The sequence below is a fragment of the Azospirillum terrae genome (genome assembly GCF_053470425.1).
This window is the reverse complement of sequence record NZ_JBPXMR010000007.1, coordinates 96,565-121,602: the sequence shown is the minus strand read 5'-3', so window position 1 is coordinate 121,602 and position 25,038 is coordinate 96,565. Positions and strand designations below refer to the sequence as shown.

The 25,038-nt window shown below is 70.6% G+C and carries 21 protein-coding genes; 10 read left to right on the top strand and 11 right to left on the bottom strand.

All coding sequences use genetic code 11. From position 1 onward, the window contains the following. Nucleotides 1-144 precede the first annotated feature (144 nt). Both ACSVDD_RS19205 and uxaC read right to left on the bottom strand, forming a co-directional pair. A complete protein-coding gene (locus tag ACSVDD_RS19205) occupies nucleotides 145-1,668 on the bottom strand; it encodes a D-arabinonate dehydratase (protein WP_448190996.1) in 1,524 nt (507 codons plus the stop codon). 30 nt (nucleotides 1,669-1,698) lie between these two features. Beyond that, nucleotides 1,699-3,102, bottom strand: coding sequence for a glucuronate isomerase (gene uxaC, locus ACSVDD_RS19200; RefSeq protein ID WP_448190995.1), 1,404 nt, complete (start codon nucleotides 3,100-3,102; stop codon nucleotides 1,699-1,701). Nucleotides 3,103-3,393: 291 nt separating this feature from the next. Here uxaC and ACSVDD_RS19195 point away from each other — a divergent pair, with 291 nt between their 5' ends. Beyond that, entirely contained in the window at nucleotides 3,394-4,188 is a 795-nt protein-coding gene (locus ACSVDD_RS19195; RefSeq protein ID WP_448190994.1) for a GntR family transcriptional regulator, read from the top strand. Nucleotides 4,189-4,368: 180 nt separating this feature from the next. Here ACSVDD_RS19195 and ACSVDD_RS19190 read toward each other — a convergent pair whose 3' ends face one another. Then, nucleotides 4,369-5,442 (bottom strand): aldose epimerase family protein, encoded by a 1,074-nt coding sequence (locus tag ACSVDD_RS19190; protein ID WP_448190993.1) that lies wholly within the window; start codon nucleotides 5,440-5,442, stop codon nucleotides 4,369-4,371. 146 nt (nucleotides 5,443-5,588) lie between these two features. Continuing rightward, the gene (locus tag ACSVDD_RS19185; RefSeq protein ID WP_448190992.1) at nucleotides 5,589-5,858 is read right to left on the bottom strand and encodes a hypothetical protein; all 270 of its coding nucleotides are present in this window, start codon (nucleotides 5,856-5,858) and stop codon (nucleotides 5,589-5,591) included. Between the two features lie 140 nt (nucleotides 5,859-5,998). Between ACSVDD_RS19185 and cds1 the strand changes: the two genes are divergently transcribed. Then, nucleotides 5,999-7,075 (top strand): L-cysteine desulfhydrase Cds1, encoded by a 1,077-nt coding sequence (gene cds1 / locus ACSVDD_RS19180; RefSeq protein ID WP_448190991.1) that lies wholly within the window; start codon nucleotides 5,999-6,001, stop codon nucleotides 7,073-7,075. A gap of 16 nt (nucleotides 7,076-7,091) precedes the next feature. On the opposite strand, the gene mbfA is transcribed toward cds1, so the two are convergent. From mbfA to ispH, 3 genes are read right to left on the bottom strand one after another with little or no spacing between them, the layout of a single operon-like run. After that, entirely contained in the window at nucleotides 7,092-8,105 is a 1,014-nt protein-coding gene (gene mbfA / locus ACSVDD_RS19175; protein ID WP_448190990.1) for an iron exporter MbfA, read from the bottom strand. Between the two features lie 19 nt (nucleotides 8,106-8,124). Then, the gene (gene hpnH / locus ACSVDD_RS19170; protein WP_448190989.1) at nucleotides 8,125-9,243 is read right to left on the bottom strand and encodes an adenosyl-hopene transferase HpnH; all 1,119 of its coding nucleotides are present in this window, start codon (nucleotides 9,241-9,243) and stop codon (nucleotides 8,125-8,127) included. 30 nt (nucleotides 9,244-9,273) lie between these two features. Next, the gene (ispH, locus tag ACSVDD_RS19165; protein ID WP_448190988.1) at nucleotides 9,274-10,224 is read right to left on the bottom strand and encodes a 4-hydroxy-3-methylbut-2-enyl diphosphate reductase; all 951 of its coding nucleotides are present in this window, start codon (nucleotides 10,222-10,224) and stop codon (nucleotides 9,274-9,276) included. Nucleotides 10,225-10,523: 299 nt separating this feature from the next. On the opposite strand from ispH, the gene hpnI reads away from it, so the two are divergent. From hpnI to hpnK, 3 genes are read left to right on the top strand one after another with little or no spacing between them, the layout of a single operon-like run. Then, nucleotides 10,524-11,681: a bacteriohopanetetrol glucosamine biosynthesis glycosyltransferase HpnI gene (hpnI, locus tag ACSVDD_RS19160; protein WP_448190987.1), complete on the top strand. Its 1,158-nt coding sequence runs from the start codon at nucleotides 10,524-10,526 to the stop codon at nucleotides 11,679-11,681. Beyond that, the gene (gene hpnJ / locus ACSVDD_RS19155; protein ID WP_448190986.1) at nucleotides 11,678-13,105 is read left to right on the top strand and encodes a hopanoid biosynthesis associated radical SAM protein HpnJ; all 1,428 of its coding nucleotides are present in this window, start codon (nucleotides 11,678-11,680) and stop codon (nucleotides 13,103-13,105) included. The genes hpnI and hpnJ overlap by 4 nt, the downstream gene beginning before the upstream one ends. Further along, nucleotides 13,102-13,959 (top strand): hopanoid biosynthesis-associated protein HpnK, encoded by an 858-nt coding sequence (gene hpnK, locus ACSVDD_RS19150; RefSeq protein WP_448191109.1) that lies wholly within the window; start codon nucleotides 13,102-13,104, stop codon nucleotides 13,957-13,959. Before hpnJ ends, hpnK begins: the two co-directional genes overlap by 4 nt. On the opposite strand, the gene ACSVDD_RS19145 is transcribed toward hpnK, so the two are convergent. Genes ACSVDD_RS19145 through ACSVDD_RS19130 form a run of 4 tightly spaced genes read right to left on the bottom strand, consistent with a single transcriptional unit; the run spans nucleotide 13,892 to nucleotide 19,312 of the window. Further along, the gene (locus tag ACSVDD_RS19145; RefSeq protein ID WP_448190985.1) at nucleotides 13,892-16,492 is read right to left on the bottom strand and encodes an MMPL family transporter; all 2,601 of its coding nucleotides are present in this window, start codon (nucleotides 16,490-16,492) and stop codon (nucleotides 13,892-13,894) included. The genes hpnK and ACSVDD_RS19145 overlap by 68 nt on opposite strands. A 6-nt stretch (nucleotides 16,493-16,498) precedes the next feature. Next, a complete protein-coding gene (locus ACSVDD_RS19140; protein WP_448190984.1) occupies nucleotides 16,499-18,142 on the bottom strand; it encodes a CopD family protein in 1,644 nt (547 codons plus the stop codon). A gap of 4 nt (nucleotides 18,143-18,146) precedes the next feature. Next, complete coding sequence (locus ACSVDD_RS19135) at nucleotides 18,147-18,515, bottom strand: copper resistance CopC family protein (RefSeq protein WP_448190983.1); 369 nt, start codon at nucleotides 18,513-18,515, stop codon at nucleotides 18,147-18,149. A gap of 11 nt (nucleotides 18,516-18,526) precedes the next feature. Next, nucleotides 18,527-19,312: an MlaA family lipoprotein gene (locus tag ACSVDD_RS19130; protein ID WP_448190982.1), complete on the bottom strand. Its 786-nt coding sequence runs from the start codon at nucleotides 19,310-19,312 to the stop codon at nucleotides 18,527-18,529. A 193-nt stretch (nucleotides 19,313-19,505) separates the two neighbouring features. On the opposite strand from ACSVDD_RS19130, the gene hpnD reads away from it, so the two are divergent. The 5 genes from hpnD (at nucleotide 19,506) to ACSVDD_RS19105 (ending at nucleotide 25,017) form a co-directional block, all read left to right on the top strand. Beyond that, a complete protein-coding gene (hpnD, locus tag ACSVDD_RS19125; RefSeq protein WP_448190981.1) occupies nucleotides 19,506-20,396 on the top strand; it encodes a presqualene diphosphate synthase HpnD in 891 nt (296 codons plus the stop codon). After that, the gene (gene hpnE / locus ACSVDD_RS19120) at nucleotides 20,378-21,643 is read left to right on the top strand and encodes a hydroxysqualene dehydroxylase HpnE (RefSeq protein ID WP_448190980.1); all 1,266 of its coding nucleotides are present in this window, start codon (nucleotides 20,378-20,380) and stop codon (nucleotides 21,641-21,643) included. The genes hpnD and hpnE overlap by 19 nt, the downstream gene beginning before the upstream one ends. Nucleotides 21,644-21,707: 64 nt before the next feature. Then, nucleotides 21,708-23,654 (top strand): squalene--hopene cyclase, encoded by a 1,947-nt coding sequence (shc, locus tag ACSVDD_RS19115; RefSeq protein WP_448190979.1) that lies wholly within the window; start codon nucleotides 21,708-21,710, stop codon nucleotides 23,652-23,654. Between the two features lie 3 nt (nucleotides 23,655-23,657). After that, nucleotides 23,658-24,350, top strand: coding sequence for a phosphorylase family protein (locus ACSVDD_RS19110; protein ID WP_448190978.1), 693 nt, complete (start codon nucleotides 23,658-23,660; stop codon nucleotides 24,348-24,350). Between the two features lie 43 nt (nucleotides 24,351-24,393). Then, nucleotides 24,394-25,017, top strand: a complete 624-nt coding sequence (locus ACSVDD_RS19105) for an ABC transporter substrate-binding protein (RefSeq protein ID WP_448190977.1) — start codon at nucleotides 24,394-24,396, stop codon at nucleotides 25,015-25,017. Nucleotides 25,018-25,038: the final 21 nt, after the last annotated feature.

The following is a 25,038-nucleotide window of genomic DNA, read 5'->3' as shown; positions in this document are numbered from 1 at the left end:
CTCGTGGAAAAATATATACTAGTATATCAGTGTGCGAAGCAAGCCCAATCCACCGCCGCCCCTCCGTGTCGGCAAAATGTCGCAGCGCAGCAGGACCAGAAACGGACCGGGGCGCCCCTTCGGACGCCTCCGGTTTTTTGGCTATCACATCACCGCGCCCATCTGCCAGGGGGTGAACTCGTCCGCGCCGAAGCCCAGCTCCTCGCTCTTGCTCTTGCGGCCCGAGGCGGTTTCCAGGATCAGGTCGAAGATGCGCCGGCCGACCTCCTCGATGGTGGCGTCGCCGGTGGCGATGGTGCCGCAGTCGATGTCCATGTCGTCGGGCATGCGCCGGAACAGCGGCGTGTTGGTGGCGAGCTTCAGGCTGGGCGTCGGCTTGCAGCCGAAGACCGAGCCGCGGCCGGTGGTGAAGCACAGCACATTGGCCCCGCCGGCCACCTGCCCCGTCGCCGACACCGGGTCGTAGCCGGGCGTGTCCATGAACACCAGCCCCGGACCGCGGATCGGCTCGGCATAGCGCACCACGTCCACGAGGTTGGTGGTGCCGGCCTTGGCGACCGCGCCCAGCGATTTTTCCAGGATGGTGGTCAGGCCGCCCGCCTTGTTGCCGGGCGAGGGGTTGTTGTTCATCTCGCCACCGGTGCGGGTGGTGTACTCCTCCCACCAGCCGATGCGCTCGACCAGCTTCCGGCCGACGTTGGGGCTGACGGCGCGGCGGGTCAGCAGGTGCTCGGCGCCGTAGACCTCCGGCGTCTCGGACAGCACGGCGGTGCCGCCCTGGCGCACCAGCAGATCCACCGCATAGCCCAGCGCCGGGTTGGCGGTGATGCCCGAATAGCCGTCCGAGCCGCCGCATTGCAGCGCCAGCGTCAGATGGCTGGCCGGCACGGTCCGGCGCGTCACGTCGTTGACCCGCGGCAGCATCTCCCGGATCAGCCGCACGCCCTCGCGCACCGCCGCGGGGGTGCCGCCGATCTCCTGGATGGACAGGGTGTGCAGGCGCTCGCCCGGCTCCAGGCCTTCGGCCTCGACGATCTTGTCGATTTGGTTCACTTCACAGCCGAGCCCGACCAGCAGCACCGCCGCGAAGTTCGGGTGGCGGGCGTAGCCGGCGATGGTCCGGCGCAGCGTGTCCATGACGTCGCCCGACCCGGCCATGCCGCAGCCGTAGCCGTGCGTCAGGGCCACCACGCCGTCCACGTTGGGATAGTCGTCCAGCGCCGGCCCGCGGAACTGGTCGGCGATCATCCGCGCGGCGGTGGCCGAGCAGTTCACGCTGGTCAGCACGCCGATGTAGTTGCGCGTCGCCACGCTGCCGTCCGGGCGCACGATGCCCTGGAAGGTGGCGCGTTCGGATTCCGGCGCGAACGCCGTCGGGTGGGCGTCGGCGCCGAAGGCGTGGTCGCGTTCGAAGCTGTCGCCCATGCCCAGGTTCTGCACGTGGACATGCTCGCCGGGGGCGATGGGCGCGGTGGCGAAGCCGATGACCTGATTGTACTTGCGCACCGGCTCACCGACCGCGATCGCCTGCACCGCCACCTTGTGGCCGGCCGGGACCGGCGTCCGGCACACCACGTCCGTGCCGGGCAGGCCGACGCCGGGCAGCAGATCGACGCCGGCGATGACGACGTTGTCCGCGGGATGCAGACGGATGGTCAGCGATGCCATGGAAAAAGTCCTCCGGTCAGAGCTTGGCGATCAGAGCTTGTAGGCGTTCTTGGCGAGGCGGTAGGCGAGGTCCACCGCCAGCTCGCGGCCCTCGTCCTCGTCCAGCCGGTGCTCGGCGATCAGCCGCGCCAGGAAGGCGCAGTCCACGCGCCGCGCCACGTCGTGGCGGGCTGGGATCGAGCAGAAGGCGCGGGTGTCGTCGTTGAAACCCACGGTGTTGTAGAAACCCGCCGTCTCCGTGACCATCTCGCGGAAGCGGCGCATGCCCTCCGGGCTGTCGTGGAACCACCACGCCGGCCCAAGGCGCAGCGCCGGGTAGTGCCCGGCCAGCGGCGCCAGTTCGCGGCTGTAGCTGGTCTCGTCCAGCGTGAACAGGATGATGGTCAGGTCACGCTCGTTGCCGAAGCGGTCGAGCAGCGGCTTGAGCGCCTGCACGTACTCGGTCCGGCTCGGGATGTCGGCGCCCTTGTCGCGGCCGAAGCGCTCGAACACGACGGGGTTGTGGTTGCGCGAGGAGCCGGGGTGGATCTGCATGACCAGCCCGTCCTCCAGGCTCATGCGCGCCATTTCCGTCAGCATCTGGCCGCGGAACAGCTCGGCCTCGGCCGGGGTGACCGTGCCGCGCAACGCCTTGTCGAACAGCGCCGCGGCCGCACCGGCGTCCAGGTCGGCGGTGGTCGCGGTGGGGTGGCCGTGGTCGGTCGACGTGGCGCCGCCGACCTCCTTGAAATAGCGGCGGCGGTTCGCCAGCGCCGCGAGATAGCCAGCCCAGGTCGTGGTGTCCTCGCCGGTGATGGTGCCCAGCGCCTCGACGTTGGCCTGAAAACCCTCGAACTCGGGATCGACGACGGGGTCGGGGCGGAAGGCGGTGATCACCCGGCCCTTCCAGCCGCTGTCGCGGATGGCGCGGTGATGCTCCAGCGTGTCGAGCGGGGACTCGGTGGTCGCCAGCACCTCGATGTTGAAGCGCTCGAACAGGGCGCGCGGGCGGAACTCCGGCTTACGCAGACACGCCTCGATCTGGTCGTAGATGCGGTCGGCGGTGTCGGCGCTCAGGCGCTCGGTGACGCCGAAGCCGGTCTCGAAGGCGTGCTCCAGCCACAGGCGCGTCGGCGTGCCGCGGAACAGGTGCCAATGGTCGGCCAGCAGGCGCCAGATCTTGCGGGAGTCGGTCTCGACCGGGCCGCCGTCCTTGCGCGGAACGCCCAGGCTCTCCATCGGCACGCCCTGGCTGTACAGCATGCGGAAGGCGTAGTGGTCGGGCTTGACGAACAGCGTCGCCGGGTCGGGGAAGGGCTCGTTCCTGGCGAACCAGGACGGATCGGTGTGCCCGTGCGGGCTGACGATGGGCAGGCCGCTCACCTCGGCGTACAGACGGCGCGCGATGGCGCGTTGCGCGGGGTCGCTCGGGAAAAGTCGATCAGGGTGGAGCATCGTCCGTCTCCGAAAGGGAAGGGTGCGCGGGAAGGGCTGCCCGATTCCGAGAGTATATTAATATATCAGTGGCGATTTCAAGGCCCTTTTCGACGCGATCGCGCACCAAGCGCCGAAATGTCGCGGACCTATACCGAATCGTGCCGGAGCCGAGTATTTCAGACGGGGCGGCCCCCGTTCCCACGGCATCCACCGTGTTTGACGCTTCCGGGGCGCATTCGTATATTAAGATTAATGCGGGGCGCGGTCTTTTGAATGGCCCCCTGCCGTTCCTGCGAACTGGAGCGCGCTTTGACGAAAGCTGTACAGGCCGTGGTTTCCGGCACCGACATAGCCACCACCCCTCCTGCGGAACCCCTTCGCCGGCGCGGGCTCAGGGCGCCGGTCGCGCGGCCTGCCCCGCGCGGCGCCACGGTGTCGGCCAGCATCTATCGCGAACTGCGCGACGACATCCTCTCGCTGCGCCGCAAGCCCGGTGAAGCCATCGCCGAAAAGCAGATCGCCGAGGCCTACGGCGTCAGCCGCACCCCGGTGCGCGAAGCGGTGCTGAAGCTGGCCGACGAGGGGCTGATCGAGGTGTTCCCGCAGTCCGGCACCTTCGTGTCCCGCATCCCGCTCGCCGCGCTGCCGGAGGCCATCGCCATCCGCCGGGTTCTCGAAGAGGCGACGGTGCGCTACGCCGCCCAGCGCGCCACCCGCAGCCAGGTCGCCCGGCTGCGCGCCTGCCTGGAGCTTCAGCGCGAACGCGACGCGGCCGGCGACCTCGAAGGCTTCCACCAGGCCGACGAGGAATTCCACGCCCTGCTTGCCGAAACCGCGGGTTATCCCGGTTTCTGGACGCTGATCCAGCAGGTCAAGGTGCAGGTGGACCGCTACCGCCGCCTGACTCTGCCGGTGCGTGGCCGCATGAGCGTGGTGATCAGCGAACACGAAGCGGTGCTCGAGGCCATCGCCGGCCACGACCCGGACCGCGCCGTCCAGGCGCTCACCGCGCACCTCGATGACCTGCAAGTCACCATCGCGGAAGCGCAGAAGGCGAACCCGCTGTACTTCTCGGCGGCAGCGGAGGCCGAGGCGGCGCGATAGCCGCCGGAGCCAGCGGCAGGAGCAGGCAGAGCGTTGCGCCGACACTCATGCCGGCGACCCGCGCCCAACCCTCCAGCGTATGGTCGGCCACCAGGAACAGCAGGGCTCCGGCGGCCAGAAGCATGGCGTAGAGCCATGGCGACAGGCGATTCATGGTGGATGCTCTCGGGGTGGATGCTCTCAGGCGATCCCGAACGCGTAGATGATCCGGCCGGCGTACCATTCACCGGGTTTGAGGACCGTGGACGGGAAGCCCGGCGCGTTGACGGCGTTCGGGAAGTGCGACGGTTCCAGGCAGAAGGCGCTGTGCCTGGTGTACAGGGTGTTGCCCTTGCCCACGTCGCGCGGCGCTTTGCCTTCCAGAAAGTTGCCGGTGTAGAGCTGTAGGCCCGGTTCGGTGGAGCGGACCTCCAGCGTGCGGCCGCTGCCGGGGTGCACGACGCGGGCGTGCAGGCCCAGCGCGCCGGCCGGCTTGTCCACCACATAATGCAGATCGTACCCCTGGCCGAGTTTCAGCATGGGGTCGTCGGCGCCGATGCGCGCGCCCAGCGGCGTCGGCGTGCGAAAGTCGTGCGGCGTGCCGGTCACGTCCACCGTCTCGCCGGTCGGCACCGCGGTTTCGCTGAGCGCCAGATAGCGGCTGCCCTGGATGGTGGCGAAATGGTCGAGAATGGAGGAGCCGGCGTCACCCGACAGGTTGAAGAAGGTGTGGTCGGTGAAGTTGGCGACCGTCGTCTTGTCGGCCGCCACGGCGGTCCAGGCGATCGTCAGCGCGTTGTCATCGTCCACCGAATACACCAGACGCACCGGCAGGGTGCCGGGGAAGCCTTCTTCTCCGTCTTGGAAGACGTAGGTCAGTTCGAGGCTGGACTCGTCGATCGGACGGGCGTTGAAGACCCGGAAGCGCGAGCCGCGCTTGCCGCCGTGCAGGGTGTTGGGCGGGCTGTTGATCTCCGTCTGGTGCTCGACGCCGTCCAGCGTGAAGCGGCCCCGGTCGATGCGCCCGCAATAGCGGCCGATGAACGAGCCCATGGAGGGCTGGCCGTTCATCACCTGATCGATGGTCTCGTACCCCTGCACCACGTCGCCGGGAACACCGTCGCGGTCGGGGATCAGGAGCTGCTCGATCTTCGAGCCGTAGTTGGTGATCCGCACCACCATCCCGTTGCGGTTCCGCAGCGTGAACAGGTCCACCGGCTTGCCGTCCAGGGTGGTGCGGAAGTTCTCGCGCCGGAGTTCGATGGGCGTCGACATGGTCCAGGGTATCCCTCTCAGGAGAAGGCGGAGCGTGGCCTGCTGTATATAATACTAGTATATCAATTCCCGATGCAAACGGGCGAAAGGGGGTGGACAGTTTGCCGCAGTGGTTTGCCGCAGCGGGGGCGCCGGTGCGCCCTTGCTCAATAGCAGGTCCGGCCAACGCAGACCGGAGGGTGGATGCTGCCCTTCCAGACGGCGTTGCCGCTCTCGAAGCTGCGGACGCGGTCCAGCGCATCCTGTCCGGCTTGCTCACGGTGCGCCATGCAGTCGGCATAGTCGTCGGTGCCCGGCCGGTGACCACGGCTGATGCAGGACTGTTGATTGGTGGCGCAGGCTGTGACCAGCCACAATGTCGCGAGCACCCCCAAGCGCATGGCGGTCTCCAAACGGCGGTGGCCCACTGCGATCATTTCAGAGAGACCGCGCCGCCGGCAACGCTCCAGGGGTGGTAAGCTCCGGGCGGTGACGTTTTCCGCAACCATTGAACGCCGGCCTCGTTTTATGCTTCGTGCCGCTCAACATGGCGCCAACAGGCATGAGGCCAACAGGCATGTGGAAAGACAACATGGGTGGCCGGGGCTGGGCTTACGAGGCGATCCAGAGGATCGAGGCCGACTTCAATCGCTCAGCCGACACCCACCTGATCCGGGTGGAGGTGCCGGCGCTGGCGGGCATCACGCTTTACCTGAAGGACGAATCCACGCATGCCACCGGCAGTCTGAAGCACCGCTTGGCGCGCTCGCTGTTTCTCTACGCGCTGTGCAATGGCTGGATCAGCGAGGGGGCTACCGTCATCGAGGCGTCCTCGGGCTCGACCGCGGTGTCCGAGGCGTATTTCGCCCGCCTGCTCGGGCTCCCCTTCCTGGCGGTGATGCCGCGCGGCACGTCGTGCGAGAAGGTGGCGCAAATCGAGTTCTACGGGGGGCGCTGCCATTTCGTGGATGATCCGACCACCGTGGTCTCCGAGAGCCGGCGGCTCGCCGCGGAGGTCGGCGGCCACTTCATGGACCAGTTCACCTACGCCGAGCGTGCCACCGACTGGCGCGGCAACAACAACATCGCGGAGTCCGTCTTCCAGCAACTTGCGCAGGAGGAACACCCGGTCCCGGAGTGGATCGTCTGTGGCGCCGGCACCGGCGGCACCTCGGCCACCATCGGCCGCTACCTGCGCTACCGCCGCCACGCCACCCGGCTGTGCGTCGTCGATCCCGAGCACTCGGTGTTCGCCGAATGCTGGCGCACCCGCGACCGCACGGTCACCCGCGCCCGCGGTTCCGCCATCGAGGGTATCGGCCGGCCTCGCGTCGAACCCTCCTTCGTGCCCGAGGTGATCGACCGCCTGATCGATGTGCCGGACGCCGCCAGTTTCGCCGCCATGCGCTTCCTGTCGCGGCTGATCGGCCGAACCGTCGGCGGCTCGACCGGGACCAACCTGTGGGGCTGCGCCGAGTTGATGGCGGAGATGAGCCGCGAGGGGCGCGGCGGCTCGGTGGTGACTCTGCTGTGCGATCCGGGTGAACGCTACCGCAACACCTACCACAACGATGACTGGCTGGCGGCGCAGGGCTACGACATCGCCCCTTATCTCGCACGCCTGGAGCGGTTCTTTGGGGCGGGGGAGTGGTGATGCGGGTGAGTGGGGGCTACGAACTGCCGATGGCGATCCCGGCGGCGAACACCAGCAAGCCGCCGACCACGACCTGGAACGCCGCCGCGAGCAGCGGCGTGTCCATGTAGCGGTTGCGGATCCAGGAGATGACGGCGAGTTCGAGCAGCACCACGGCGACGGCGATGGCCGTCGCCGTCCAGAAATCCCTGATCAGGTAGGGCAGGGCGTGCCCGAGGCCGCCCACCCCCGTCATCAGCCCGCACACCACCCCGCGCAGCCAGGGACTGCCGCGTCCGGTCAGCGAGCCGTCGTCCGACAGCGCCTCGGCGAAGCCCATGCTGATGCCGGCACCGACGGCCGAGGCGACGCCGACCAGGAAGGTCTCCCAGGTGTCGTGGGTGGCGAACGCCGCCGCGAACAGCGGCGCCAGGGTGGAGACCGAACCGTCCATCAGCCCGGCCAAGCCCGGCTGGACGAATTGCAGGACGAACAGCCGCCGCTCCGCTTCCCCTTCGCTGCGCCGCACCTCCGGCGTCACGTAGCGGGCTTCGAGGCGCTCGGCCTTCGCTTCGTGGCGGCGCTCCTCGGCCGCGAGGTCGCCGAGCAGCTGGCGCACCGCGGCGTCGGTCGAGCGTTGCGCCGCGCGGGTGTAGAAGCGCTTGGTCTCCGCTTCCATCAGTTCGGCCTGCTCGCGCACCTTGTCGAGGCCGAGCGGGCGGGATAGCCACACCGGTTTGCGTTGGACGAAGCCCTTCACGTCCTGCCGGCGGATCAGCGGGATGTGGTCGCCGAAGCGCGCGCGGTAGAGGTCGAGCAGGCGATGCCGGTGGCCGCTCTCCTCGGCGGACAGCGCGCGGAACATCGTGGCGGTGTCCGGATAGGTTTCGTGCAGCGCGGCGGCGAACTCGTCGTAGATGCGCTCGTCCTCCTCCTCCAGCGAGATGGCGAGCGCCAGCAGTTCCCGCTCGGTCAGGTCGGAGAAGTTGATGGCGCCACGCCGTGCCGCTGGCCGGGGCGGGACCGGCGGCGGCGCCGTGCCCGTGCTCATGGGGTTCTCCTCGGTCACGTCAGGGCGAGGGGTGGTGGTGCTCGTCCAGGGCTCTCTCCACCAGCGCGTCGTGGATGAACTCGGCGGATCGCTGGTGGTCCAGCGGGATCTCGTCGGCGAAGGGGCCGATGGTGCCGGGGCCGCTCAGGGCCACGCGAAGCAGCTTCAGCGGGTTGGCGACGGCGTCGGTGACCGCGGTCGGCTCGTAGCCGCAGTGGGCCATGCAGTTCGCGCACTTCTCGTAGGAGCCGGTTCCGTAGCGCTCCCACTCGGTGTCCTCCATCAGTTCCTTGAACGACGCGGCGTAGCCCTCGCCCAGCAGGTAGCAGGGGCGCTGCCAGCCGAAGACGTTCCGGGTCGGGTTGCCCCAGGGCGAACAGCGGTAGGACTGGTTGCCGGCCAGAAAGTCGAGGTAGAGGGCCGAATGGTTGAGCGGCCAGCGTTTTCCCCGGCCCAGGCGGAAGACGGCGCGGAACAGCTCCTTGGTCCGGCGGCGGTTGAGGAAATGCTGCTGGTCCGGCGCCCGCTCGTAGGCATAGCCGGGGGAGATCGTCACTCCCTCCACGCCCAGCTCGGCAACGCGGTCCAGGTAGGCCGCGACCTCGTCCGGCCGGGCGTCGTCGAACAGGGTGGCGTTGACGCCGACCCGGAAGCCGCGTGCCTTGGCCGTCTGAATCGCCGCCACCGCGCGGTCGAACACGCCGGGCTGGCAGACCGCCTTATCGTGCTGCTCGCGCAGGCCGTCCAGATGAATGGAGAAGGTCAGGTAGCGGCTGGGCGTGAACAGGTCGAGCTTCTTCTCCAGCAGCAGCGCGTTGGTGCACAGGTACACGTACCGGCGCCGCGCCACGATGCCGGCGACGATGGCGCCGATGTCCTTGTGCAGCAGCGGTTCGCCGCCGGGGATCGACACCACCGGCGCGCCGCACTCGTCCACGGCGTCCAGGCACTCCTGCACGCTCAAGCGGCGCTTCAGAATGGTGTCGGGATAGTCGATCTTGCCGCAGCCGGCGCAGGCGAGGTTGCACTGGAACAGCGGCTCCAGCATCAGCACCAGGGGATAGCGCGTCCGGCCCAGCAGACGCTGCTTGAGGACATAGCCGCCGATGGCGATCTGTTGACGCAGAGGGATCGGCACCGAGCACTCCCGAGGATTGATGGCTTCAGGTCAGGCGGCCCGGTCCGGGTCGAGTTCGTCCGGGAGCCGGAAATGGACATCCTCGACCATGCCGCTGAGCGTTTCCAGGTGGATCGGGCGCAAGCTGGCCAGGCGCGTCACCACACCCTGCACCAGCACCTCGGGCGCCGACGCCCCGGCGGTGATGCCGATGGACGACACGCCGTCCAGCCACGCGGCGTCCATCGCCCCGGCGTCGTCGATCAGGTGGCAGGGCTTTCCCGTGCTGGTGCCGATCTCGCGCAGCCGGTTCGAGTTCGAGCTGTTGGCGGCGCCGACGACGAGGATCGCGTCGACGCCCTGCGCCAACTCGCGCACCGCGATCTGGCGGTTCTGCGTGGCGTAGCAGATGTCCTTGACGTGCGGGCCGATGATGCGCGGGAAGCGTTCGACCAGCGCCTGGATGATCTCCCTCGTGTCGTCGACGCTGAGCGTGGTCTGGGTGATGTAGGCGACGCAATCGGGGTCGCGCGGCTGGAGATCCGCCACGCCGGCGACCGAGGACACGACGTGGACGGGGCCGGCGATCTGGCCGATGGTGCCCTCCACCTCGGCGTGCCCTTGGTGGCCGATGAGGACGATGTCGTACCCGGAGCTGGCGTAGCGCTGCCCCTCGCGGTGCACCTTGGTCACCAGCGGGCAGGTGGCGTCGATCACGTGCAGGTTCCGTTCCTGCGCCATTCTCTCGACCGCCTTGGACACGCCGTGCGCGCTGAAGATGGTCACGGCACCGGCGGGGATTTCATCCAGGCTCTCGACGAAACATGCGCCGCGTTTGCGCAGCCCTTCCACCACGTGCCTGTTGTGAACGATTTCGTGCCGGACGTAGACCGGCGCGCCGAATTTCTCCAATGCGCGTTCGACGATCTGAATCGCCCGTTCCACGCCGGCGCAGAAGCCCCGCGGCTGTGCAAGAACCACCTTCAGAGGCCGCTCGGGCATACGGCATCCCCCCAAGCTGTTCGCGACGGCGCGCGATCCGTAACGGATTGCGCAAAGGTCTACAGTCCACCCTTACATGGAGCGCAGCATTCCCTTTCCCAACATCTTTCCATGAACCGCGGCCCTTCGCACTTGTGCAGTGACCGTCCTATGCCTGAAGATATGCCGCTGCGTCATTGTGCGCTTCCCCTTTTGGGATCTGGTGTTTCGAGAATATCATCTCAGGTCGGCGTGCGGCACCATTGCTTGCGGCGCAGGGAACACCGATCCACGTTGGTGGTAACTACGAAGAGACGGGTATGGGCGGCGTGATGGTCGCGGCGGGCGTGCTGGTGTTGGCGACGGTCGCGGGGGTGATCTACCTTGCCGCCGCCCTGCTGGCCGTGGCCCGGTTCAGCCGCGCCGCCGCGCCGGTTCCCTCCCGCCGGCCGCCGGTGAGCGTGCTGAAGCCGCTGTGCGGGGACGAGCCGTGGCTGTTCGACAGCCTGCGCTCGTTCTGCACGCAGGGTTATCCGGGGTGCCAGATCGTGTTGGGCGTGCAGGACGCGGGGGACCCGGCCATCGCCACCGTCCGTCGGCTGATCGCCGAACATCCCGACTCGGACATCGTTCTGGTGGTGGGCGGCGGATCGCACGGCGCCAACCGCAAGGTCGCCAACCTGTTGTCCATGCTGCCGCACGCCAAGCACGATCTGCTGGTGATCGCCGACAGCGACGTGCGGGTGCCCGAGGGCTATCTCGACGCCGTCGCCGCGGGGCTGGAGCAGCCGGGTGCCGGGCTGGTGACCTGTCTCTACACCGGGCGTCCGGTGGATGGCGTCTGGGCGCGGCTGGGGGCGGTGTTCATCGGCCACGGCTTCCTGCCGTCGGTGCTCGTCGGGCGCCTGTTGGGGCGGCGGGACGGCTGTTTCGGCGCCACCATGGCGCTGCGCCGCGACGTGCTCGACCGGCTCGGCGGGCTGGAGCGTTTTCAGGACCGGCTGGCCGACGACCATGCCCTCGGCGCCGCGGTGCGCGAACTGGGGCTGGAGATCGTCCTGTCGCCCTGCGTGGTCGGCACGACGGTGAGCGAAGCGACCGCCGCCGAGCTGGTCGCGCACGAGCTGCGCTGGATGCGCACGATCCGCTCCATCGAGCCGGCCGGGCACGCCGGGTCCATCGTCACCTATCCGGTGCCGGTGGCACTGCTGGCCCTGGCGGTGTGCGCGGCGGCGGGGTGGGGCGGTGTCGGGCTGGCGGTGTTGGGCGTGGCGCTGGCGGCGCGGCTGGCGGCCGGGCGCGCCATCGACCGCAGCCTCGGGCTTACGCCCACGCCCCTGTGGCTGATGCCGTGCCGCGACCTGTTGTCGTTCGCCCTGGTGCTCGCCAGTTTCTGCGGGACGGGGGTGACGTGGCGTGGCGCGCGCTACCATGTGGACCCCGATGGGCGCCTGCGCCTGCATGGAGAGAAGGCATGATGCGAACCCTGTTTCTCCAGCCGCCCTCCTTCGACGGATTCGACGGCGGCGCCGGCTCGCGCTATCAGGCCAAGCGCGAGATCCGCTCGTTCTGGTTCCCGACGTGGCTGGCGCAGCCGGCGGCGCTGGTCCCCGGCTCGCGCCTGATCGACGCGCCGCCGGCCGGCACCACGCTGGACGAGATCCTGCCGCTGGTGCGCGACTACGACCTTGTGGTGATGCACACCTCGACGCCGTCCTTCGCCTCCGACGTGACGGTGGCGGAAGCGCTGAAGGAGGTGAATCCGGCGCTGACCATCGGCTTCGTCGGCGCCAAGGTGGCGGTCGATCCGGAAAACAGCCTGAAGGCGTCGGCCGCCATCGACTTCGTCGCCCGCAACGAGTTCGACTTCACCATCAAGGAGGTCGCCGAGGGCCGGGCGTTCGACACCATCGACGGGCTGAGCTACCGCACCAGGGACGGCGCCATCGTGCACCGGCCGGAGCGGGCGATGCTGGAAACCATGGACGCGCTGCCGTTCGTCACCGAAATCTATAAGCGCGACCTGCGCATCGAAGACTATTTCATCGGTTATCTGAAGCACCCGTACATCTCTCTGTACACCGGGCGCGGCTGCAAGTCGCACTGCACCTTCTGCCTGTGGCCGCAGACGGTGGGCGGGCATCGCTACCGCACGCGCAGCGTCCGCCATGTGGTGGAGGAGATCGCTTTCGCCCGCGAGGCCTTCCCGCAGGTGAAGGAGTTCTTCTTCGACGACGACACCTTCACCGACGATCTGCCGCGCGCCCAGGCCATCGCCCGCGAGTTGGGGCGGATGGGGGTCACATGGTCGTGCAACGCCAAGGCCAACGTGCCGCGCGACGCGCTGAAGGTTCTGAAGGACAACGGCCTGCGCCTGCTGCTGGTCGGCTACGAATCCGGCAACCAGCAGATCCTGCACAACATCAGGAAGGGCATGCGCATCGACGTCGCCAAGCGCTTCACCAGGGACTGCCACGAGTTGGGCATCGCCATCCACGGCACCTTCGTCCTCGGCCTGCCCGGCGAGACGCGCGAGACCATCGAGGAGACCATCCGTTTCGCCATCGACGCCAACCCGCACACCATCCAGGTCTCGCTGGCCGCGCCCTATCCGGGCACCGAGCTGCACCGGCAGGCGGTGGAGAACGGCTGGTTCGACGCCGAGCACGCCGAGCTGATCGATGAGCGCGGGGTGCAGATCGCGCCGCTGCACTACCCGCACCTGACGCATACGGAGATCTTCGAGTCGGTGGAGACCTTCTACCGGCGCTTCTATTTCCGCCCGCGCAAGATCGGCGCCATCGTCGGCGAGATGCTGCGCAGCCCCGACATGATGAAGCGCCGCCTGCGCGAGGGGGTGGAGTTCTTCCAGTTCCTGCGCGAGCGGAGGGTGGGGACCTGAAGCGGCTGATCGTCACCGCCGACGATTTCGGCCTCGACCCGGCCGTCAACGAGGCGGTCGAGCGCGCCCACCGCGAGGGCATCCTGACCGCGGCCAGCCTGATGGTGGCCGCGCCCGCCGTCGCCGACGCGGTGGCGCGGGCGCGCCGGATGCCGACGCTGGGCGTCGGGCTGCATCTGACGCTGGTGGATGGAGAGGCGCTGTTGCCGCCAGAGGAGATCCCCGATCTGGTGGGGGCGGACCGGCGATTCTCGGACCGGCAGGCGTTGGCCGGCGTGTCGTATTTCTTCCGTCCGGCCGTGCGCCGGCAGTTGGAAGCGGAAATCCGCGCGCAGTTCCGCGCCTTCGCCGCGACCGGGCTGCCGCTGGGGCATGTGGACGCGCATAAGCACATGCACCTTCACCCGACGGTCGGCCGGCTGCTCGTGGAACTGGCGGCGGAGCACGGCTGCCGCGCTGTGCGCGTGCCGTACGAGCCGGGCGGCGGGATCGGTGGGGCGCTGCTGGCGCCGTGGCTCGGCCTGCTGCGGCGGCGGGTGCGGCGGGCCGGGATGGCGGCGGCGGACCGGGTGTACGGCATCCGCTGGTCGGGGGCGATGACCGGGGAGCGCGTGGCGGCGCTGCTGTGCGCCCTGCCGGACGGGGTCAGCGAGATCTACGCGCATCCGGCGGTGGAGACCACGCCCGCCCTGGCTGCCGCCATGCCCGGCTACCGCCACGCCGAGGAGTTCGCGGCGCTGGTGAGCCCGGCGGCGGTGGCCATCGTGCGGGAGCGGGGGATCGCGCTCACTTCCTTTCCTGGCCCCTCTCCCGAGGCGGTCCCAACAGCGCCGGCAGCACCAGCGTCGCCGTGAGCAGCGTGCAGCCCAATGCGATGGTCAGCAGAAGGCCGAGGCTCGCCGTGCCGGGGTGTTTCGACAGCGCCAGCGCGCCGAAGGCCGCGCCGGTGGCCAGCGCGCTGAACGCCACCGCACGCGCGGTGGGGGAGGCCAGCGGCTCGGCCTGACCGGCGCGCCAGTTGACGACGAAGTAGATGTTGAAAGCGACGCCGACACCCAGCAGCAGCGGCAGCGCGATGACGTTGGCGAAGTTCAGCGGCAGCCCGGTCAGCACGCAAACCGCCAGCGTCAGCAGCAGAGCCAGCATCAGCGGCGCCACCACCAGCGCCACGTCCCACGCGCGGCGCAGCGCTACGGCGAGCAGAACCGTGATCGAGACGAGCGCGAAGCCGGCGGCTTGCAGGAAGGCGCGGCTGACGGTGCGTGCCGATTCCTGGATCCACACCGCCGGCCCGGTGGCCTCCGGCGCCACGGCGCGCACCGCGTCGGCGAAGCGGACCAGCGTGGCGTTGTCGGCCGCGTCGCCGGCCGGGTAGGCCTCGACGCGCGCCGTGCCGTCCTCTGCCACCCAATCGCGCCGCAACTCGGCCGGCAGCGTGTCGAGGGTCACCAGCTGGGCCTCCAGCATGGCGGCGAGGCCGCGCAGTTGGGCCGGCAGCCCGCCGGTCAGCGCCGCGTCGGCTTGGCGGACGGTGGTGTCGTCGGCGCGGGCGAGGCATTCCAGAAGTCCGGCGAGTTCCGCCTGTCCCGCCTTGTCGACGGCGATGAGGGCGCGCAGGTGCCGCGCGGTATCGGCGGCGGCGGCGCGGATCGCCTCGGGCGCGGGCGGTGGGGCGGTAGCGGCCGGGGTCAGCGTCGGGCCGACCAGCAGCGCGGCGTCGGCCAGCAGCGCCAGCTTGGCGTCCTGCTCCTCCGGCACGAAGCTGGTGATGTTCAGCACTTGCGCGACCTCGGGCAGCCGGCCGAGCCGCTCGGCGACATCGGCCGCCGCCTGCGGTGACGGTGTCAGCACGACGGCGGTGAAGGGGCTGGTCAGCGGGTTTGCCATCAGGTCGCGCATGGCTGTCATGGACTCGGTGGCCGGGTCCTTGAGGTTCAGCGGGTTGAAGTCGAAGCCGAGGCGCGGCAGCAGCGCAAGACCGGCCACCGCGACCAGCGCCGCCACCGCCAGCACTGCGCTGCGATGGCGCAGCAGCGCGCGATCGAGCACGGCTGCGGCGGCGATGCCCACCGGCTCGGGTTCCGGCGCCGGGCGCAGCAATGCCAGCAGCGCCGGCAGCAGCGTCAGGTTCAGCAGCACCGCGATGAGCATGCCGGCCCCGGCGATCAAGCCGAGTTGCGACACGCCCACATAGGCCGTCGGCACGAAGGCAAGGAAGCCCGCTGCCGTGGTGGCTGCGGCCAGCAGCAGCGGCCGGGCGACCTCCCGGCCGGTCTGCCGCAGCGCCGGAGCGAGGGCGGCGACGCGGTGGCGGCGATCGCGATAGCGCACGCAGACCTGGATGCCGAAATCCACGGCGATGCCGACGAACATCACCGCGAAGGCCACCGAGATCGGGTTCAGCGTCCCCACCGTCAGCGCGGCGAACGCCCCGGTCGCCACCAGCCCGGCGGTGAGCGTCGCCATGATCGGCACGATGAGCCGCCAGGAGCGCACCGCCAGGAACAGGATGCCCAGCACCAGAGCCGCCGACAGCGCCAGCGACACTTCGGCGCCTTCGGAAACGGTGGCGAACTCCTCGTCGTTCAGTGCCACGCTGCCGGTCAGGCGGACGCGCACGCCGGCCTCCGGCGTCAGGCCGAGGTCCCGCGCCGCGGCGCGCACCATTTCGCTCGGCCCGGAACCGGATTTCAGGTCGCCGAAGTCGAGCACCGGCTGCGCCAGCACGAAGCGGCGCAGTTCCTCCGGGCGCGGGGGGCGGCCGGTCAGCAGGGTTTGCCAGGACAGCGGCTCGGCCCGGCCGTCGAGGGCGGCGCGGAGCGTGCCGGCGATGGCGTCCAGCGGGCCGGCGATCATCGCCATGTCGGCTTGGCCGCGCTCCACCCCCTCGAACACCAGTCCCAAGGCGCCGAACAAGCCGCGCGCGCTGGGGTCGGCGGCCAGCGAGCCGATCAGCGGTTGCGCCCCGATGATCTGTTCGGTGAGCGCGCGGACCTCCTCGACCGGCAGGAAGAGCACGCCGTTGCGCTCGAAAAACGGGCCGGCGTCGGGGCGGCGGACGCTGAGGAACAGGTCGGGCCGGGCGCGCAGCCGTTCGGCCAGCCGGGCGGCGGCGGCGTCCGCCAGTTCCGGCGTGCGGCCGTCCACCACCACGGCCAGCAGGTTCACGTACTGCGGGAACAGCCGGTCATAGGCGATCTCGCGCTGGCGCCAGGGCAGGTCGGCGGCGATCAGCTTGTCCACGTCCGTGTCCATGCCGAGCCGCGTCCCGGCGACCGCGCCCAGCAGCACGGTGGCGATCAGCGCCAGCGCCACCACCAGCCCCGCGCGCCGCACGCAGAAAGCCACGATGCGCTCGACCACTTGCTCGACCATCCCCTCGGCCATCGTCCGTCAGGCCTCGCGGTAGCCCAGCAACACCAGCCCGACCAGGACGAAGCACACCGGCCAGACGTGGGCGGGGATGCGGCGGTCGCCCTCGGGCAGGCGGATTTCCAGCCAGCGGGACCAGCCGGCCGCCACGCCCAGGACGGCCAGCGGCGTGTGGGTGATCTCGATCAGCAGTTCCTCGCGCACGTTCGCCAGCGAATGGGAGTGCGTCAACAGCACACCGCCGCCCACCGCGCAGATCAGCGGGAAGACCAGGGCCATCCACGGTGTGCGCAGCCGCCCGGTGCGCACGCCCCATTCGAACAGGGCGAAGGCGGAGATCAGCACGACGAAGAAGCGATGCTCCATCACCTCCGGCTCGCGGAACCCCTCCAGGAAGCCGATGTCGCCGAGCGGCCAGCTCTCAGGGTCGGCGCGCACCAGGAGGAAGGCTGCAAGGCCGAGGAACAGCAGCGGCCAGTTGCGCGCCCAGGATGCCCGCCCGGATTTCTCCAGCAGCGCCGCAAGCCCGACAGCGAGCAGGATCAGGCCGGCCCAGTGGTGATTGTACTCCGACCACGCGATGTCGGCGGCGTTGCGCGGCGGCGGCGCGCCGGAGCCCGGCACGAAGGCCGGAGGTGCTGCGCCGCCGTGGTGGTGCGCCTCCGCGTCCAGCGTGGCCTGGAGGCTGGGTATGCCGAGGCTGCCGTGCGCGGGGGTGGCGAGCGAGGGCCAGCGCGGCTCCAGGCGCTCGACGATCTCCGCCATGGTGACGCGGTCGTGCGCGAGATCCACGGCCGGCGGCAGCGAGGTCAGCGACGCCGCGGCGAACAGCACCGTCATGCCGATGCCGATCTCCGCCTCGGCGAAGCGGCGCATGCGGATGGCGGGCGCCGCCTCGCCGCGCACCGCGCGCTCGATCAGGCGGTAGTTGAGCAGCCCCAGGCCGAGCATCGCGGCGGCCAGCAGCACCTTGGTCGTCAGCATGACGCCGTAGGCGGTGCCGAAGAGGCCGGTCGGGTCGCCGACATAGGCGACGCCCATGCCGATCCCGCCGGCCAGAAGCGATGCGACGGCACCGATCGCCATCCACGAGAAGCGACGGCCGATGCGCGCCCACACCGGCTGAGTGCCGACCAGTGCCAGGGCGCCGACCAGGAACGGAATGCCGCCGACCCACACCGCCGCCCCGGCGTGGTGCAGCGTGGCGAGGACGAGCAGCAGGCCGCGTTCTTCGGGGCGCGCCGCGGCGTGGCTGGTCGCCACCGCGGCGCCGACCAGCAGCGCCGCCAGCGGCAGCAGCGGCCAGACGCCGCGCCGGCCCGCCAGGGCGGCGGCCGTCAAGGCGGCCAGGAAGGCAACGGTGCCGGCCCGGACGAAGTCGGCGCCGGCGACCTCCGCCAGCGACAGGTCGGTGGTGCCGACCAGGATGGCGGTTTCCACCGCGAGGTCGAGGGCGACGGTCACGGCGAGACCCGCCGCGGCGATGCGCAACAGGCGGCGGCTGCGCGCCTCGACCGGGCCGGCGAAAGCGCCGAGGGTGCCGCGCAGCGGGCGAACCAGCAGCGCCAGGAAGGCGATGCCGCCGACCGTCGTCACCGTTCCCACCAGCACCAGCCCGCGCAGCAGGACGGACAGCAGGCCGAAGACGTCGATCAGCAGCGCCATGGGGTTACGGAGCCCCGACGCTGAATCGGATTTCGCCGCGGGTGATGTGGCCGTCCACCGACAGCACTTGCCATTGCAGCCGGTAGGGGCCGGGCGCCAGGCCGTTCAGCCGCGCGGCGAGCGTGTCGGGCGGCACGTCCGCGGCCGGTGGTACGGCGACGGCGTTGGCTTTGCCGGAGGACAGCGTCAAGCGGCTGCGGGCGTGATCGATGCGGCTGTTGAAGCGCAGCCGCACGTCGGTGTCGGGGGGGACGACGGCGCCGTCGGCCGGGTGCGCCTCCTGCACGACGGCGTGCGCCGACGCAGGGCCGGCAGCCAGAGCGAAGGGCAGGGCGAGGAGCAGCGCCGCGGTCAGGAGCGTGCGTCGGATCATGCCGCGGGCCATCAGCGCGTTTTCGCCGGGGTGTCGTCGGGAAACTCCGGGAATTCGGGAACGCCAGGCTGAGCACCGGCGGCCCCACCGATGAACGTCCGCCGCTGCTGGAGGTAGAGGCTTCGCAGCGTTGCGTAGTAATCGATGGAGTTGCGGCGGACATCGTCGAGTTCGCGCAGGGCGTTCGCGCGCTTGTCGAGGCCGGATACCCCTTCCCGGACGAACAGCCAGCCGGTGAGGTCATGAGCCCGCGCCACATAGCCCACGGGGTCCGCCAGGCTGTCCACGCCGAGTCCCGCCGCATCGCGGAGCGTGGACGGGCCATAGAGCGGCAGGACGAGGTACGCGCCCTCGCCGACGCCCCAGCGGCCGAGGGTCTGGCCGAAATCACGCTCCCGGTAGGGGAGGCCGGCGGTTTCCGCCACGTCGGCCGCACCACCCAGGCCGATGATGGTGTTGATCATGAAGCGCCCGGTGTCGTCCTGCGCCGCGGCGAAATCGCCCTGCAACAGGTCGTTGGCGATGGTGAGCGGGCTCAACAGGTTGCGCAGGATGTTCCGCACCACGTCGCGGACCGGGTCGGGCACGACGCCGTGATAGACCTCGGCGGCCGGCCGGATCAGCAGCGTGTCCACCGCGTCGTTGGCGGCGAAGACGAACCGGTTTGGAATCTCCAGCGGGTCGTTGGCCACGTCGCCGGACGCCGGTTGCGGCGGAGACGACGCGCAGCCGGCCAGGGCCAGCAGCACGGCTGCGGTGGACAGGGTCCGCACGACGGCGAAAGCGGAGCGAAGCATCGTCGTCCATCTCCTCTGCGGTCGATTTCGCCGGACCGAGGCGAAGCCACGATCCACCCTAACGAGAAGCCACGCAATGGCCAATGGAATGCGCAAAGCCTATCCTGTATGGTTTCGCATCACAACGCCTGCTCTCACCACCGACGCTTGGATGGGCGCGCAGGAGGGCCGCAAGTGGGGAGGTGCGGGCTGAATGACCGGAATCACCCACGATGACGAGGGGCTGGACCCGCTTGCCCACATCACCGAGGTGGTGACGCGCTCCGGGTCGTCCTTCTATCTCGGCATGCGCATCCTGCCACCCGACCGCCGCACGGCGATGTATGCTGTCTACGCCTTCTGCCGCGAGGTGGATGACATTGCCGATGGGCCGGATTCCGACGCGGTGAAGCGGGCGGAGCTTCGGGAATGGCGGGCCGAGGTCGAACGCCTCTACGCCGGCTGCCCGACCCGCCCCACCGCGTGGGCGCTGGCCGAGGCGGTGCGGCGCTTCGACCTGCCGCGCGACGAGTTGCTGACCATCATCGACGGTATGGAGATGGACCTCGGCGACGGCCTGCAGGCGCCGGACATGGCGACGCTGACGCTGTACTGCCGGCGGGTGGCCGGGGCGGTGGGCATGCTGTCGCTGCACGCCTTCGGCGCCGACGAGCCGGAGGCGCGCGACTTCGCCGTGGCGCTCGGCGAGGCGCTGCAACTGACCAACATCCTGCGCGACGTGGGCGAGGACGCCGAGCGCGGCCGCCTCTACCTGCCCGGCGACCTGCTGCGCCGGCACGGCATCGACCCGGCCGCCGGCATCCCGGCGGTGCTCGCACACCCGGCCCTCGACTCCGCCTGCCGGGAGCTGGCCGCCATGGCGCGCGCCCGCTTCGCCGAGGCGGACCGCGCCCTGCTGCGCTGCCGGCGCGCCCGGCTGCGGCCGGCGCTGCTGATGATGGGGATCTACGAAGGCATCCTCGATGCGCTGGAGCGGCGCGGCTGGCACGGCGCCGAGGCGCCGCTGGCGCTGAGCAAGCCGCGGAAACTTTGGGCCGCCCTCACCAAGGGGCTGCTGAGGCCGGCATGGCGACCGTCCATGTGATCGGTGCCGGCGTGGCCGGATTGGCTTGCGCGGTGCGGCTGGCCCGCGCCGGGCGGCGCGTGGCGCTGCACGAGGCGGCGCCGGCCGCAGGGGGGCGGTGCCGGTCGTTCTACGAACCGACGCTCGGCCGCACCATCGACAACGGCAACCATCTGCTGCTCAGCGCCAACCGCGCGGCGTTGGCGTTCTTGGAGGAGAGCGGGGGTGGGGGCACGCTGACCGGGCCGGCGGAGGCCGGCTTTCCCTTCATCGATCTGGCGACGGACGAGCGCTGGACCGTGCGGCCCAACCGGGGCGTCCTGCCCTGGTGGATCTTCGTGCCGGATCGGCGCATTCCTGGGACGCGGCCGGCCGACTATGCCGGTGGTTTGCGGCTGGCGCTGGCCTCGGCCGGGGATACGGTGGCCGCGCGGGTGCCCGAGGGGCATCCGCTGTACCGGCGCTTCTGGGAACCGCTGACGCTGGCGGCGCTCAACGCCGCGCCCGACACCGGTGCGGCGCGGCTGCTGTGGTCGGTGCTGCGGGAGACCTTCGCGCTGGGGGCCGACGCCTGTCGGCCGCTGGTGGCGCGCGACGGGCTGACGGCGAGCTTCGTCGAACCGGCGCTGGCCACGCTGGCCGCGGCGGGGGCGGAAGTGCGTTTCGGCAGCCGTCTGGCGTCCATCGAGCGGACGGACGACCGCGCCGCCGCGCTGCGCTTTGCCGACCACAGCGAAGAGTTGGGGCCGGACGACCGCGTCGTGCTGGCAGTGCCGGCCGCCGCCGCCGCGGCGCTGCTGCCCGGTCTATCGGTGCCGGGTGGCGAAGGGCATGCCATCCTCAACGCGCACTACCGGCTTGCGGAGCCGGCCGGGCTGCCGGGGGGCTTGCCGTTCCTGGGCATCGTCGGCGGGACGGCGCATTGGGCCTTCGTGCGCGGCGACGTGGTCAGCGTCACCGTCAGCGCCGCCGGTGCCCTTGTCGACCGCCCGGCCGAGGAACTGGCGGAGAGGCTGTGGCGGGATGTCGCCGCGGTGCTCGGCCGCAGCGGCACGCCGACGCCGCCGGCCCGCATCATCAAGGAGCGCCGCGCCACCTTCGTGCAGTCGCCGGACAACCTCACCCGCCGCCCGAAGGCGCGGACGCGGTGGTGCAATCTGGTGTTGGCCGGAGACTGGACGGACACCGGGATTCCGGCAACCATCGAGGGTGCGGCGCGCTCCGGTCACGCCGCCGCCGACGTGGTGCTTGCGGGAACGCCTCGCTGACGCCATCCTCTTGCGGCGCAGCATGGATCATGCCTAGAGGCCACTCCGCAGGGAGAACGCCGAGATGGATGGACAGTCATTGATCCCGACCCTCCGGGGCGAAGCCCTGGACCGGCTGGTCGGGCAGGCGTCCGCGGCGCTGAAGGCGCTGCAGCGGGACGACGGCCATTGGGTGTTCGAGCTGGAAGCCGACACCACCATCCCGGCCGAATACGTCCTGATGTGCCATTACCTGGGCGAGCCGGTTGAGTCCGAACGGGAGGCCGGCATCGGCCGCTATCTGCGCGCCGCGCTGGGCGAGCACGGCGGCTGGCCGCTGTTTCATGACGGCGACTTCAACATCAGCGCCTCGGTCAAGGCGTACTTCGCGCTGAAGATGATCGGCGACGACCCGCAGGAACCGCACATGCGGCGCGCGCGCGATGCCATCCTGGCGGCCGGCGGGGCGGCGCGCGCGAACGTGTTCACCCGCTTCCTGCTGGCGCTGTTCGGCGAGGTGCCGTGGCGCGCGGTGCCGGTGATGCCGGTGGAGCTGATGCTGGCCCCGCGCTGGTTCCCCGTGCACCTGTCGAAGATCGCCTATTGGTCGCGCGTGGTGATCGTGCCGCTGCTGATTCTCGCGGCGTTGAAGCCGCGGGCGCGGAACCCGAAGGGCGTCCGCATCCGCGAGCTGTTCACCATCCCGCCCGAGGCGGAGCGGCGCTACAACACCAATCCCACCGGGTCGGCGTGGGGCATCGCGTTTCTCGGCCTCGACCATGTGTTGCGCGCCACCGAGCCCTGGTTTCCCAAGGGGCCGCGGCGGCGCGCCATCGACGCGGCGGCCGACTTCCTGATGCCGCGCCTGAACGGCGAGGACGGGCTGGGCGCCATCTTCCCCGCCATGGTCAACGCGGTGCTGGCGCTGCACGCGCTGGGCCATCCGCCGGACCACCCCGCCGTCGCGGCAGCGCGGCGGGCGCTCGACCGGCTGCTGGTGGAGCGCGGCGAGAGCGGCTACTGCCAGCCCTGCGTGTCGCCGGTGTGGGACACCGCGCTGGCGGCGCACGCGCTGATGGAGGCGGGAGAGGCGCCGGACGGCTTCGCGCTGGAGCGGGCGTTCGACTGGCTGCGCGACCGGCAGATCCTCGACCGCGTCGGCGACTGGGCGGACGGGTGCCGGGGCGTGGCGCCGCGGCCGGGCGGGTGGGCGTTCCAGTACGACAACGCCCTGTACCCGGACGTGGACGACACCGCCGTGGTCGCCATGGCGCTGCACCGTTCCGGCTCTCCGCGCTACCGCCTAGCGGTGGAGCGCGCCGCCGAGTGGATTCTCGGCCTCCAGAGCCGTTGCGGCGGCTGGGGGGCCTATGACGCCGACAACGTCCACCACTACCTGAACCATATTCCCTTCGCCGACCATGGCGCGCTGCTCGATCCGCCGACGGCGGACGTGACCGGGCGCTGCCTGGGCTTTCTGGCGCAGGCCGGTTACGGCCGCGATCTTCCGGCGGTGGCGAAGGCGATCGACTTCCTGCTGCGCGAGCAGGAGCCGGATGGGTCCTGGTACGGGCGCTGGGGCACCAACTACGTCTACGGCACGTGGTCGGTGCTGTGCGCGCTGAACGCGGTGGGCGAGGACCCCGACTCCCCCGCCATGCGCCGCGCCGTCGCCTTCCTGAAATCCCGCCAGCGTCCCGATGGCGGCTGGGGTGAGGACTGCGCCACCTACTGGGCCGAGCGCAAGGGCGAGGCGAAGGCCAGCACGCCCTCGCAGACCGCCTGGGCGGTGCTTGGGCTGATGGCGGCCGGCGCGGTGGGAAGCCGGGCCGTGCAGCGCGGCATCGCCTTTTTGGAACGGGCACCGCGGGATGGCGCCCTTTGGCGGGAGGACCTGTACACCGGCGTCGGATTCCCCAGGGTCTTCTATCTGCGTTACCACGGCTACGCCGCCTATTTCCCGCTGTGGGCGGTGGCGCGCTACCGCGGACTGCTGCGCCGGAACGAACGGCGCGTCCCCCATGGGCTGTAAGCGGTGAGCCGCCTGGGAATCCTCACCGGCGTGGCCGCCGAAGCCCGCGTGTTGCGGGCGCTGCCCGGTGCTCCGCCTCGGGTGGCGTGCAGCGGCGCCGACGCGGAGCGCGCGCGGGCGTTGGCGGAGGATCTGGTGGCGCAGGGTGCTGCCGCGCTGGTCAGCTTCGGGCTGGCCGGCGGTCTGGCGCAGGGGTGGGGGGCCGGTGCGCTGCTGCTCGCCACCGAGGTTCGCTTGCCGGACGGCGCGGTGCACGCGGTGGATGCCGCATGGCGGGCGGAGGTGCTGGCCCGCGCGCGGGCGGCCGGTGTGCGCCTGGAGAGCGGGACGCTGGCGTGTGCCGCGCGGGTGCTGGCGACCCCGGCGGACAAGCGGGCGCTGGCCTTGTGCAGCGGCGCGGTCGCCGTGGACATGGAGAGCCACGCCGTGGTGCTGGCGGCGCGGGCGGCGTGTCTGCCGTTTCTGGTGCTGCGCGCCGTCGCCGATCCCTGGGATGTCGCCATTCCGCCGCTGGCCCTGGCCGGGGTGGGGCCGGACGGCCGGCTTCGGCCGCTGGCGGTCGCCGCCGGGCTGGCCCGCGACCCGCGGCATCTGCCGGCCCTGCTGCGCCTCGCGGGCGACAGCCGCGCCGGACTTGCGGCGCTCCGTAAGGCGCTGGCCGGCCTCGGCTCGCTGGACCCCGGCTTGAACGCGTGAGGAATCGCGCTATGGTGTGGCTCAACCCTGAAGGTATGGCGCTGTGATACCGTCTCCCCTGAACCGCCGGGTGCTGCTGGTGCTGCTGGGCGCGCTCGCCGTGGCGCTGCCGGCCGATTCGGTCCGCGCCGACGAGGCGCCGCGCGCCGTGGTCGAGGGGTTCTACCGGACCTTGCTCGACGTCATGAAGCAGGGGGCGGCGCTGGGATTTCAGGGCCGCGCCGAGCGCATCCGCTCTGCGTTCGACACGGCCTTCAACGCGCCGCTGATGGCGCGTGTGGTCGTCGGGCCGGCTTGGCAAGCGGCCGCGGCCGAGCAGCAGGCGGCGGCGGTCGAGGCGTTCACGCGCTACAGCGTCGCCAACTACGCCGCCAACTTCAAGGAATTCGGCGGCGAGCGGCTGGAGGTGCTGGGCGAGCGGACCATCCCCGCCGGCACCGTCGTGGACACGAGGATCGTGCCGCCCGGCGAGCCGCCCGTTCCCATCAACTACCTGCTGCGCCCGGTGCCGGGCGGCTGGAAGATCGCCGACGTGTTCCTGAACGGGACCATCAGCGAACTCGCCACGCGACGGTCGGATTTCGCGCGCACCATGCAGGACCAAGGCATTCCCGGACTTGTCGCCCGGCTGGATGCCAAGAGGCAGGAGCTCGCGGCGGCCAACTAGGGGCCAAGTAGGGGGAGCGTT